12 protein-coding genes are annotated in these 12209 nt (G+C 68.0%); 7 read left to right on the forward strand and 5 right to left on the reverse strand.

Annotated elements, in window-relative coordinates; genetic code table 11:
- The first annotated feature begins 233 nt into the window (after positions 1-233).
- The 3 genes from G4D83_RS04575 (at position 234) to G4D83_RS45880 (ending at position 3703) form a co-directional block, all read left to right on the forward strand.
- Positions 234-1544, forward strand: a complete 1311-nt coding sequence (locus G4D83_RS04575) for an NfeD family protein (RefSeq protein ID WP_163863191.1) — start codon at positions 234-236, stop codon at positions 1542-1544.
- Positions 1541-2386 (forward strand): slipin family protein, encoded by an 846-nt coding sequence (locus tag G4D83_RS04580; protein ID WP_163863193.1) that lies wholly within the window; start codon positions 1541-1543, stop codon positions 2384-2386. The genes G4D83_RS04575 and G4D83_RS04580 overlap by 4 nt, the downstream gene beginning before the upstream one ends.
- 882 nt (positions 2387-3268) lie before the next feature.
- The gene (locus G4D83_RS45880; protein ID WP_240356150.1) at positions 3269-3703 is read left to right on the forward strand and encodes a hypothetical protein; all 435 of its coding nucleotides are present in this window, start codon (positions 3269-3271) and stop codon (positions 3701-3703) included.
- Positions 3704-3712: 9 nt separating this feature from the next.
- Here G4D83_RS45880 and G4D83_RS04590 read toward each other — a convergent pair whose 3' ends face one another.
- Positions 3713-4198: a DUF2721 domain-containing protein gene (locus tag G4D83_RS04590; RefSeq protein WP_163863195.1), complete on the reverse strand. Its 486-nt coding sequence runs from the start codon at positions 4196-4198 to the stop codon at positions 3713-3715.
- Positions 4199-4396: 198 nt separating this feature from the next.
- On the opposite strand from G4D83_RS04590, the gene G4D83_RS04595 reads away from it, so the two are divergent.
- The 4 genes from G4D83_RS04595 to G4D83_RS04610 all read left to right on the forward strand — a co-directional run bounded on the left by G4D83_RS04595 (position 4397) and on the right by G4D83_RS04610 (position 9415).
- Entirely contained in the window at positions 4397-4894 is a 498-nt protein-coding gene (locus G4D83_RS04595; protein WP_163863197.1) for a helix-turn-helix domain-containing protein, read from the forward strand.
- On the forward strand, positions 4891-7506 hold the full coding sequence (locus tag G4D83_RS04600; protein WP_163863199.1) for a VIT domain-containing protein: 2616 nt from the start codon (positions 4891-4893) through the stop codon (positions 7504-7506). Before G4D83_RS04595 ends, G4D83_RS04600 begins: the two co-directional genes overlap by 4 nt.
- Before the next feature lie 96 nt (positions 7507-7602).
- Positions 7603-8733 (forward strand): hypothetical protein, encoded by a 1131-nt coding sequence (locus tag G4D83_RS04605; RefSeq protein WP_163863201.1) that lies wholly within the window; start codon positions 7603-7605, stop codon positions 8731-8733.
- A 37-nt stretch (positions 8734-8770) separates the two neighbouring features.
- Positions 8771-9415, forward strand: a complete 645-nt coding sequence (locus tag G4D83_RS04610) for a phospholipid scramblase-related protein (protein ID WP_163863203.1) — start codon at positions 8771-8773, stop codon at positions 9413-9415.
- On the opposite strand, the gene sitI6 is transcribed toward G4D83_RS04610, so the two are convergent.
- The 4 genes from sitI6 to G4D83_RS04630 all read right to left on the reverse strand — a co-directional run bounded on the left by sitI6 (position 9416) and on the right by G4D83_RS04630 (position 12132).
- A complete protein-coding gene (sitI6, locus tag G4D83_RS04615; RefSeq protein ID WP_163863205.1) occupies positions 9416-10138 on the reverse strand; it encodes a SitI6 family double-CXXCG motif immunity protein in 723 nt (240 codons plus the stop codon).
- 6 nt (positions 10139-10144) lie between these two features.
- Positions 10145-10816, reverse strand: coding sequence for a SitA6 family polymorphic toxin lipoprotein (sitA6, locus tag G4D83_RS04620; protein ID WP_163863206.1), 672 nt, complete (start codon positions 10814-10816; stop codon positions 10145-10147).
- A 66-nt stretch (positions 10817-10882) separates the two neighbouring features.
- On the reverse strand, positions 10883-11713 hold the full coding sequence (locus G4D83_RS04625) for an SDR family oxidoreductase (protein WP_163863208.1): 831 nt from the start codon (positions 11711-11713) through the stop codon (positions 10883-10885).
- 113 nt (positions 11714-11826) lie between these two features.
- A complete protein-coding gene (locus G4D83_RS04630; protein WP_240356151.1) occupies positions 11827-12132 on the reverse strand; it encodes a YkvA family protein in 306 nt (101 codons plus the stop codon).
- Positions 12133-12209: the final 77 nt, after the last annotated feature.

Raw genomic sequence — 12209 nt, forward strand, 5'->3', positions numbered from 1 at the left:
GCCACCCGGGAAGCGACCTGGCATGCGAGCACTCCCTCTCCATGCCCGATACCGGACATGCGCGAGCCGGCTCAGGAATCTCGAGCAGGGCATGACCATCGTTGCTGGGGAGTGTCCTCACACCTTGGAGCTTCGAGCCATGCGGGTGGTGGGCAAGCGTTCACTTCAGGAGGTGTGACTTGCCACGCTCACGCCACATCCAGTTAGGGAGAATCGGGGCCGCTTGCGCCCTGATGATGCTGGCCCTGGGGCTGCTCGCGGCGACTCCTCCACCGAGCGCTCCGTCGGACTCCTCCACCGTGGCGCGCTGTGAGCTGGAGGGCGTGGTGGACACCGGCTCGGGCGCCTATCTGGCCGACTGCGTGCGGCGCGCGGAGCAGGGGGGACACTCGGCGCTGCTGGTTCGACTGGACACTCCGGGCGGCTCGCTGGAGGCCACTCGCACCATCGTCCGTGCGTTCCTCGGCTCCTCCGTGCCGGTGCTCGTCTGGGTGGGTCCCTCCGGTGCGCATGCGGGCAGCGCGGGTGTCTTCATCACCCTCGCCTCCAATCTGGCGGCCATGGCTCCGGGCACCAACATCGGCGCGGCGCATCCCGTGGCGGGTGTCACCGGACAGGACCCGGAGGCGGCAGGTGGCTCGCAGCTCGCCCGAAAGGTGGAGAACGACACCGTCGCCTTCGCCGAGAGCATCGCGCGTCAGCGAGGCCGCAGCGCGGAGTGGGCCTCCTCCGCCGTGCGCGACAGTGTCGCCGTCAGCGCGAACGCGGCCGTCGAACTGCGCGTGGTGGAGCACCTCGCGTCCAGCGAATCTGAGTTCCTTGCCTGGGCCGATGGACGTTCGGTGCAGGTGGCGGGGGGCGACACGGTGCGGCTGTCCACTCGCGACGCTCGACTCGTGGAGCTGACTCCGAGCCTCTCCCAGCGCACGGTCCATGCGCTCGCGCATCCCTCGCTGGTCTACCTGCTGTTCCTCATGGCCGCGCTCGGACTGGTCGTCGAGCTGGCGCATCCCGGCGGCATCGCGCCTGGACTCATCGGCCTGGTGGCACTGGTGCTCGCGCTGGTGGCCTCGTCCGCGCTGCCCGTGAGCGCGGGGGCCCTGTTGCTCCTCTTGCTCGGCGCGGCGCTCATCATCGCGGAGCTGTTCGTCACCAGTGGACTGCTCGGGGCCTCGGGCGTGGTGTTGCTGGGGCTGGGCGGACTGTTCCTGGTGGACCGCTTCGACCCGGACTGGTTCGTGGACCGCTCCTTCGGGGTGTCGTGGGCGTGGCTGATTCCCACCACGTTGGTCCTCGCGGGCGCGGCGGCCTATATCGCGTGGCGGAGCGCGCAGACGCGGCGGCTGCCTCAGCGCGGTGGAGACGCGGGACTCGTGGGCGAGGAGGGCACCACGCTGGCCCCCGTCACTCTCGAGAGCGGTGAAGTGTTCGTCCATGGTGAGCGCTGGCGCGCCACCTCTCCCTCCCCCATCCAGCGCGGCGCCCATGTGGTGGTGCGGCGCGTGGAAGGGCTCACCCTCTTCGTCGACGAGGTGAAGACATGACCAACGTGTTCGGGCTGCTCGGGTTCATCATTCCGCTGGGCATCGTCTTCCTGCTGTTCCTGTCAGGCGTGCGCATCGTCAACGAGTACCAGAACGGCGTGGTGTTCCGGCTCGGTCGCTTCGTGGGGTTGAAGCGCGCGGGCTTCCGCTGGCTCATCCCCTTCGTGGAGCGCATGGTCATCATCGACCTGCGCACCGTTGCTCGCGACGTGCCGCCCCAGGACGTCATCACTCGCGACAACGTCAGCGTGAAGGTCAACGCCGTCGTCTACTTCCGCGTCATCCATGCCGACAAGGCCGTGCTCGAGGTGGAGGACTATCTCTACGCCACCAGCCAGCTCGCCCAGACGACGCTCCGCGCGATTCTGGGCCAGGTGGAGCTGGACCAGCTCCTCAGCGAGCGCGAGCGCATCAACCACGAAATCCAGCAGGTGCTCGACGCGCGCACGGACCCGTGGGGCATCAAGGTCTCCAACGTGGAGGTGAAGCACATCGACCTGCCCCCGGAGATGCAGCGGGCCATCGCCCGACAGGCCGAGGCAGAGCGCGAGCGTCGCGCGAAAATCATCGCCGCCGAGGGCGAGCACCAGGCCGCCGAGAAGCTCGCCATGGCCGCGGACGTGCTCAGCCGCAACCCCGCCACGCTCCAGCTCCGATATCTCCAGACGCTGGTGGAAATCACCACCGGCGGCAATCACACCATCCTCCCCATCCCGCTCGACATCCTCCGTGCCGTTGGCGCCGCGGCGGCTCGCAGCGGCTTCGGTTCGGGCGAGGACGACAGGCGACACTCCAACGGGCATCGCGACGAGGACGGACATCCCGTGGGTGGATTGACGTAGGCTCTCACTCAGGTCTCCCACCTGAGCGAGTCCATGGATGAGTCCATCCCCTTGTTGGCGCCATAGGTCTGGAAAGCTGCGTCGGCGCCACCTCGGGGCAGCCGCCCTGTTCGCGCTCGTTCTGGCCTGTGCTCCCTCTCGCCGCTACTTCCTGAGCAGCGAGCTTCCCATCCTCGAGGGAAGGGACGTCCTGCGCGTGGCACCCGGTCCCTGGGAGAATGGAGATGTCCCTGCTGTGTATTCGGACGCAGCCACCGTTCCAGATGACTTGCTCATTCCCGCTCTCAAAACCTTGATGACCTTGCCTGGGGCCACCGACGCGTGCGAGCCGAGCACGGGGCGCCCCCGCGCAGACGCAGCCGAGTACTGCCTCGCCGTCTACCGAACGGCAGAAGACTGGCGAGTGTCCTGGCCTATTCGGAATCTCACAGGCGAACGAAGTGCGTGCAGTCCTCCTTTCGGTGGGGTCGATGACAAGGACTTTGGCCGAGACCTCCCCATCTTCGGATTCGCGCACAATCATCCTTGCGGCACGAATGTGAGCAGCTCGGACTTGAGGGTGTCTCCCGCGATGAAATCAGCCGAAGGACACTGGAGCATGGTGGAGTACGCGGTGGCGCCCAACGGAAAGCCAGCACGTGACTCGCGAGGCCAGTTGATTCCGGCATGGGCATGGCTCGCGACAGGAAGAGCGGTAGCTCCTCGCATCTACAAGTGGAACCTCGCTGGCGAAGTGTTCCGATGGAGCGAGACTGGGAAGCGCTGGGACTTCCAGGCAACGTGCGAGCCCCAGAGGCCCAGCAACCTCTCCGCCGTGGTACCGCCTCCACGGTGCGTTCCCGAGTTGGACACGAAGGCCGAAGCTGCCCAGGAGTGACTTCCATGCTGAAGCCCCACTATTTCGTCCTCTTCGTCTCGCTCCTGGCGGATGGCGGCACGGAACCACCCAAGGCGAAGGCATCGACTCCAGTCTCGGATGCGGGCACTCCCAGCCCCAACGGTGTCGACTCCATTCCCTGGCCCAAAGACCTGCGCCCCCTGGCCACACTGGATGGGCCCGCCGTCCTGGCGGCGCATGCCGCGCTCCAACAAGTGCTGTCGCGGTTCCCCAAAGGAGGAACGAGCACATGTGAGTTCTCGGCCAAATCACTGGACGTCGTCGTTGGACAGGAAGCCGGCCTGTACTTCGTGCGCATCGACCGCCGCCCCGAGCGGTGTGGCTGGGCCCCTGGCGTCAGCCTTGAGTTCGATTGGTTCGAGCTCTATGCGGTCTCCCCCGACGGCCGCGTCCTCGGCCGCCATCCGTACATGCCTTAGCGCGGACCACTACAGGCGCGGTGGCGGGCGGGTGATTCCGAAGAGCTCTTCCCGCTCCAGTGTGATGGCCAGTCGGCTCAAGCGCAGCGAGGCCAGCGCGAGCACCGCCACCGCTCCCAGCAACAACACGCCGAGGGCGAAGGACACCACCGGCAACGGCTCCGGAATGTCGAGCTGACGCTTCGTCAGATACAGCAACGACGTCACCACGAACGCCAAGAGCGCCGTGTACGTGAGCGCGATGGCCCTCGCGAGGATGGCGTGCCGCCGGTCCAGGATGACCACCTCCTGCCGCAACAAGTCCCGCCGCGAGCTCCCATCCGGCAACTGCCGCGCCTCCCTCAACATCTCCCGCATCCGCGTCGTCATCCGCGCAATCTGGTTGTCCAACCCCGTCGCCACGATTCCGCACGCCGACACCATCACCGCCGGCGTCACCGCCGTCCCAATCAGCCGTATCGACGAGAGGTCCAACCCATCCGACACACCGTTCATCCCTCCTCTGTTCCACCCCTCCCCTCCCCCTTGCAACCCACCCCTCGGCCCCCTGCCCTTCCCCGAACTCGACAGTTCATCTCGACACTCGAACCAGACAGTACGACACCGACCCACCCCGGCATGTCGACACCACCCCCGCATAAACTCGACACTGATGACTTGACACCAAAAGTGTCGAGTCGTACTGTCTGAATCGTGAACACGCGGAAGACACAGAGTGAGTGGAAGCTGGCGGAGCTGGCCGAGGAGGCGGGCGTCTCGCCACGCACGGTGCGCTACTACGTCCAGCGGGGTCTGCTCCCCGCGCCGCCCTTCCGGGGCCCGGACACCGTGTATGGCGAGGAGCACGTCGTCCGTCTCAAGGCCATCCGGGTCCTCCAGGCCCGGTTCCTCCCCTTGGATGCCATCCAGGCGGAGCTCCTGCGCCTGTCGCTCGACGAGCTGCGCAAGCTCGCCGAGTCGGACGTCACCCCGACTCCGCCCACGTACGGGCCGACGAGTCCCAGCGGTTCACAAATCGTGGCACCGCCGGCCACCGGCCCGCGTCCCACGACGACGACTCGCTACCAGCGCTGGGAGCTCATCCCCGGACTGGAGCTGCACGTAGCCGATTCAGCGGATGCCAAGGTCAAAGCCCTCGCCGAGCGCGTGAGGGCCCTCATCGAAGAGTTCCAGGACAAGGAGAAGCCATGACGAAAGAGCATGCAGGGCTGTTCACTCGCGAGGGCGCGCAGGTCCCCCTCCAGGGCGTCGAAGTCACTGGTGAGCTGCTCGGCGGACATGCGCGCGTGCGCGTTCGCCAGCGCTACCTCAACGACTCGCAGCGCCCCATCGAGGCCGTCTACACCTTCCCCCTGCCGTCCGATGGCACCCTGTCCGCCTTCTCCATGACGTGCGCGGGCCGCCGCGTCGAGGGCATCGTCAAGGAGCGCGAGGAGGCCTTCCGCGCCTATGACGACGCCGTCACCGCGGGCCATGGCGCCGCCCTGCTCGATGAGGAGCGCTCCAACGTCTTCACCGCCCAGGTGGGCAACCTCCTCCCCAACGAGGAGACAATCATCGAGGTGGAGTTCCTCCAGGCCGTCACCGCCGAGGAGGGCAGCGTCCGGTGGATGCTCCCCACGCTCGTCGCCCCGCGCTACATCCCCGGCAACGCCGCCGGTGACCGCACCGGCCACGGCAGCGCCGAGCCCACGTCGCGCGTCCCCGACGCGGACCGCATCTCTCCTCCCATCGGACAGGTGCACTACGGCCTGCGCATGGACCTGCTCGTGGACCTGGGCCGCGAGGTCATCGTCGAGAGCCCCTCGCACGCCATCACCGTCACCCGCGAGAGCGGCACCCGCGCCCGGGTGAGCTTCTCTCGCGGCGAGGTGTCCCTGGACCGCGACCTGGTCCTCTCCCTGCGCAGCTCCGATTCGAGCGCCGTCTTCACCCCGCTCGCCACGCACCGCAAGGGCGACAAGCCCGGCACGTTCGCCCTCACCGTGGTGCCCGACCTGCTGGGCATGGCCTCCGCGCCCCCCAAGCAGGAGGTCATCTTCCTGGTGGACGTCTCCGGCTCCATGGACGGCGAGAGCCTGCCCCAGGCCCAGGCCGCGCTCCGGCTGTGTCTGCGCCACCTGCGTGAAGGCGACCGCTTCAACGTCATCGCCTTCGAGAGTTCCTTCCGCTCCTTCCAGCCCCTGCCCGTTCCCTTCACCCAGCGCATGCTGGAAGAGGCGGACCGGTGGGTGGCCGCGCTCCGGGCCGATGGCGGCACCGAGCTGCTCGGGCCCATGCAGGCCGCGGCTCGCACCGCGCCGGACGGCGTGCTCGTGCTCTTGACGGACGGACAGGTGGGCAACGAGGAGGAGATCCTCCGCGCCGTGCTCGCCGAGCGGAAGTCCGCGCGCGTGTACTCGTTCGGCATCGGCACCAACGTCAGCGACGCGCTGCTGCGTGACATGGCGAAGCAGACCGGCGGCGACGTGGAGTTCATCCACCCGGGAGAGCGCATCGACGACAAGGTCGTCGCCCAGTTCTCCCGCGCGCTCGCGCCTCGCGTCACTGAGTTGCAGGTCACCTTCGAGGGCATCGAAGGCACGGAGCTGGCTCCCGCCGAGCTGCCGACGATGGTCGACGGTGTTCCCTGGACGCTGCTGGGCCGCTACCCCACGCCGGGCACGGGCAAGGTGACGCTGCGGGGCCGCTCCGGCCGTGAGCCCTTCGCGCTCACGGTGAATGTGAACTTCCTCGCCGAGTCGGACCGTCCCGCGGTGGAGAAGTTGTGGGCCGCCGAGCGCATCAAGAGCTGGGAGGCCGCGGGCCTCACCGGCCGCCGCGCCGAGTCGATGAAGAAGCGCATCGTCGACCTCGCCGTCGAGCACCAGATTGTCACGCGCTATACGTCCTTCGTCGTGGTGGAGGAGCGCACCGGTGACAGGCGCGCCTCGGGGCAGCCGGAGACGCGCGTCGTCCCGGTGAATGCTCCCGCGGGCTGGGCCATGTTCGGCACGCAGAAGAACGAAGAGGCCGAGGCCGCTCCCGTCGTCCAGCGCCCCGGTGCTCGTCGCCGTGGCGGGCCGCAGCAGCCGGTCATGCCGGCTCCCGGAGCGCCGATGCGAATCCCGGCTCCGGCGCCCATGGCCGCCGCGCCCTCCATGGCTTCCGCGGGTGGGCCCCCGCCGCCCCCCGCGCCGCTCGAGGACTCCGCTCCGAGCTTCGAGAGCCGGAGGATGGTCAGCAAATCGTCCCAGGCCCCCGACATGGCGAAGAAGAAGGGCGGCGGCCTGCTGGGCGCCATCTTCGGCGGAGCCTCTCGGAAGGAGAAGGACTCCCTGGCGGCTCCCGAGTTCTACGACGACGACGCCCCCGGGGACGGCATGGCCCTCGAGCAGGAGGAGAGCACCCTGGAGCGCTCCCGTGACGTCGCTTCCCACGGAGCGGGCGCGGAGGCGCTGCTGGGACGACAGCTCGCCAACGGGCTGTGGGCGGGGACCGGCTCCGGGCCGGAGCCCGTGCAGCAGGCTCGAGCCACCGCGCTCGCGCTGCTGGAGCTGCTGCGCGAGGGCATCACCAGCAGCCACGCGCTGCACGGCGCCCAGGTGAAGAAGGCGGTGGAGGCCCTGCTGACACTCGCCTCGCAGCTCACCGGCAGCCCCGACGTCGCGGAGCTGGCCCTGGGCGTGGCCTGGCTCGTCGCGGCGGGCCCGCGCACCCGCGGTCGCATCGAGCAGGCAGCCAAGCCCCTCGCCGGACTCAACGGCCGACTGGGCAACGACGCCGAGCTGCGTCAGCACGTCGATACGCTCGCCGCTCGCTGACGCGTCGCGCCTGAGACACGACACCCGAAGTCCCCGACGACCTCGGCCTCTCCCTCGTGGACGGGCCGGGGTCGTCGCATAGAGTGGGTGGTGCCCATGACGCTCGCCACCCTCCTGCTCGTCGCGCTCTCCACCACCCAAGTCGTGGATGAAGCGCGGACCGGACCTGATTCCCCAACGCGGCTCTCCTCCGAAACCCTGACGGCTCCGCCGCTGATGACCTCACCCGAGGCGTGCCCTCCCGAAGCGGAGGCTCGCTACAACGAGGGCTTCGACGCGCTCATCCGGGGCAAGGACAGCGAGGCCTCGGAGGCCTTCGGGGAGGTCCTCTCCGTCTGCCCGCAGCACCCCTACGCCTCCGAGCTCGGCCGGCTCACCCATGCCCGGCTCAAGCCAGGCGCGAAGCTGGCGCAGGCGGCGGTCTACGAGAACACGGAGCGTCGCTCGGGCGCCGCCGTCGCGTCGCTGACGGTGGTGCAGACGCTGCACGGTGCGACGCAGGGCATTCTCCTGTGCGCCATCGCCGAATGCAGGGACCAGAACTACGTGGCCGCGTCCATGCTCGGAGCGGGCGCGGGTGTCACCAGCGCGCTCCTGCTCTCGCAAGGTGGAATCACTTCCGGACAGGCGGCGGTCGTCAACTCCGGCACTGTGTGGGGGTTCTGGTTCGGCATCGCGTCGATGCAGGCCTTCGACCTGGAGGGCGATGATGCGCTGGGGGCCGTCATCGTCGGCGGCGCGGGCTTCACCGGCGTGGGCGTCCTGCTCGCCAACCTCGTGAATCCCACGGCGGGTCAGGTGTCCATGGCCAACTCCGGCGGCCTGTGGGCCGGCGTGGTGACGGCGCTGTTCCTGGCCACCTCGGAGAACGACGACACGAAGTCCTTCTTCGCCGCCGAGCTGGCCGCGACGTCCGCCGGCATCATCGGCCTCGCGGTGCTGTCGCGCAGCGTGCCGGTGTCGCGGGGCCGCATGCTGCTCATCGACGCGGGCGGCATCGTCGGAGGGCTGCTCGGCGCCAGCACCATGTACACCTTCACGGGAGGCGACAACGGCGCCAACGGCGACGCCATCCTCATCAGCGCGGGCGTGGGCGCCCTGGGCGGACTGGCCCTCACGGCCTATCTCACGCGCAACTTCGATGCGCCCCGGGTTCCCCAGGTGATGTTGACTCCCACCCTGATGGGCAAGGAAGGCGCGGGCATGGCGCTGGCGGGTCAGTTCTAATCACGCCGTCTCGCAGTGCCCTGCCTGGAAGGCACCCATGCCCATCGACTCCACCGCCCTGGCTCCCCTCCAACATCAGCGCGCCTTGCGCGTCCGTCAGGTGAAGGAGTGGGGAGAAATCCTCACGGGCTTCGAGGGACGCAACAAGTACCAGGTGGTGGGGGACGACGGAGAGACGGTCTTCTTCGCGGGCGAGGTGGGCAGCGGGCTGGGGCTGCTGCTCCTGCGCAACTTCTTCAAGGCCAGGCGCCCCTTCACGATGGAGCTGAAGTCGCCCTCGGGCGCCGTCGCGCTGCGGCTGCGAAGGCCGTGGCGCTTCTGGCTGGCGCGCATGGACGTGGAGGACGGAGATGGGCGTCTCTTGGGGAGCGTGAGGCAGCGCTTCCGCTTCTTCACGCGGGCGTATGACATCGTCGGGCCGGGTGGAGAGGAATTGGGACACCTGCGGGGCCCGCTCTTCCGTCCGTGGACGTTCGTGATTGAAGAGGGTGGGCGCGAGGTGGGCACCATCGCCAAGCGGTGGAGCGGGTTCGGCAAGGAGATGTTCACGGACGCAGACAACTTTGGCGTCCAGTTCGACGGGGCGCTGAGAGGCTCGCTCCTGCGCACCCTGGCCGTGGCAGCGACGTTCCTCATCGACTTCGTCCACTTCGAGAACCAGCGCGAGCGCAGCAAGGATTAGCTAGCGCGTCGGGAGTTCGCGGAAGGTGAGGCCATCCAGACCGAGACGGAGCACGGCGTCCTTGAAGCGCTCGGTGCCGACGACCATGGTCGAGAAGTTCGCCAATCGGAACAGGTCCAGGTCCGGGGGTAGGGAGGCCGCGTCCAGGATGGGTTCGTCGGGCCGCCCGAAGCCGGCTCGACCACAGGTCGCGCACGGAGGAGGTTCCTCTGGCGGGATGCAGTCGGCATGCAGAATGCCATGCGGGTCCACCTGGAGTTCCATCAACTCCGGTGGGTTCTTCTGTTTGAAGCGCAGAGCCGTCGGGAAGGCCTGAAGCCCGTGCAGTCCTCCGACCTGGAGTTGCTCAACCATCTCTTGGTCAAGCAGCAGCACATCGAGGAGCCACACGAAATCCGGGAGCTTTCCGACCGAAGTACCTACCAATGGACCGAAGCTCGTGCCTGGAGGAAGCGCGGCATGGGGAGGCACCAGGGGGCGTACCAGTTCGCGAAGGCGCGTGAACTCCAGGAGGGGCTCGGGTCTGGCCTTCTCGAACTCGCGATGCTCTGGCAGTTGAGTCAGGTCCACGCCGGGGAAGTGGTGCCCCAGGCCTCCCCAGGTTGCTCCGCACGTGGGGCACTTCAACAAGCCCGGCAACCCCCATCGGTGTGACGCATTCACGTACCCCCGGTACTTCGCAGTAACGGCGTAGTCCTCATCCACCCAGAAGAATCGCGGCATTCGCCATCACGCTCCTGGCTTGGAATAGTACGGTCGGATGGGGCCACCGATGAGTTGGAAACGGTAGATGAGCTCCCCAGCGTGCTTGAAAATCTCTTCAGGTGAGGCGCCGGGATTGCTCCTGATGAAGACCCGCCACGCCTCATTCCACTGCCCTCCGTGTCCTCCCACGTTGTGAATTCTTTGATGGACGTGGCGCGGGATGGGCATGGTGTAGTCATGGATCTTGACGCCCTGACGCTCGAACCAAGCTTGAAGCCTTTGTTCCTGAGGGAAGATGTGGTGCTTCTCCCAACGTCCGGGAGTGAGCTGGTGTGACGGGGGAATGATCCGCGCGGGGGCGCCATTCCAATTGGGGAACGTCATGACGGCGCCACGCGGGAGGTTCTGTGCCCCGCCCCAGTTCCTGCGAGGCCCACTGCCCGGCGCAGCAGCCGCCGCTGGCGGACGGGAGGGCGGGAAGCGCGCCTCCTCGATTGCTCCCGGAGTGTCCTCGCACCGGTAGAAGCCGCAGGCGTCATCCAGACACAGCAGGGTGACGCACCGGTCTTCCCCTGGGTCGTCGCACTCCACCTCGGCCTCGGCCCATGCCTGCTGCATGGGGGGCTTGCCACCAGTAGAACAGCCCAACCAGGACACGGCGAACAACGACAGCCAGAACGCGTAAGGGACTCGCATAGGCGGAAAAACCTACCACCCTGATCTGTCGTGGCCCTTACCGGAACCGCGCCAGGGACTGCGCGCTCAGCGCCGCTTCAAGCCATACAGCGACATCAGGATGCCCTCGAAGGTCTTCGCGGGCAGCAGCGCCTTCGCAATCAGCGCCGCGCGCTGCGCCAGCTTCCCCACCGAGTACCTCACGTCGGGCGCCTCCACCTCCATCACCTCCATCACCCGCCGCGCCACCTCCTCCGAAGGCACGCCCTCGCGCTCCTCCTTCTCGATGACGGCCAGCACCTTCTCGAAGGACTCGCGGTACGCCGAGCCCTCGCCCGACGCCGCCGCGCGAACCCTGTTGTCCGTCAGCCGCGTGCGCACGTCCCCGGGCTGCACCAGCGTGGCGTGGATGCCATACGCCTCCACCTCCTGGCGCAGGCTCTCCGTCAGCCCCTCCAACGCGAACTTGCTCGCGCTGTAGAAACCCTGGAACGGCAACCCCACCGCTCCACCCAATGAGCTGATGTTGATGATGCGGCCAGCACGCCGCTCACGCATGGACGGCAACACCGCCTGGCAGACGCGCAACACGCCCAACACATTCGTGTCGAGCTGCCGCCACGCCTCCTCCACGGAGGTGTCCTCCACCGCCCCCGCCAACGCGTGGCCCGCGTTGTTCACCACGACGTCGATGCGGCCCTCACGCCCAAGCACCGTCTCCACCGCGCGACGCACGGACGCGTCCTGCGTCACGTCCATCTCCAGCATCCGGTAGCCCACCGACTCCTTCGTCGGCGGACGACGGCTGGTGCCGTAGACGACGTGCTTGCGCACCGTCAGCAGCTCGACGCACGCCTCGCCAATACCCGAGGAGGCTCCCGTGACGAGGACCACCTTGCTGCCCTGGGACGTGTCCATGCACGCCCATGATTCCGCGTCCCTCCCGCGCGCACCACGGGAACTCGCGGGCGCGCGGCGTCAGATTCCCAGGACACTGCTGGAGCCGGGAATTCCGGGCGGAACTTTCCGGCTCAGACGTGCTTTCGCACGGTGGGAGGCACGCGCTCGTGCCCCTCCGCATCCCTCGGGACACCGTCCCAGGGCTGCTCGGGCCGGTAGCGCTGGACTTCACGCACCATGAAGAACGCCGCCGCGGACAACATGCCCAGGTCGTCCAACCAGCCCAACACGGGGATGAAGTCCGGCACCGCGTCCACCGGCGACAGGAAGTAGACCACCGCTACCACTCCGGCCAGCTTGCGCCAGAGCGCCACGCGAGGGTCCCTCACGTACTGAAAAAAGCGGGTGCCCATGCCACGAAGACCTGCGATGTTCATACCCACCTCTACGCACGGGGAGGCCGGGTGATTGCACCCCGGGAGCCACCCCCAGCGTACGCCGCCTGCCTGCTCGG

The organism is Myxococcus eversor (genome assembly GCF_010894455.1).
Lineage (GTDB): Bacteria > Myxococcota > Myxococcia > Myxococcales > Myxococcaceae > Myxococcus > Myxococcus eversor.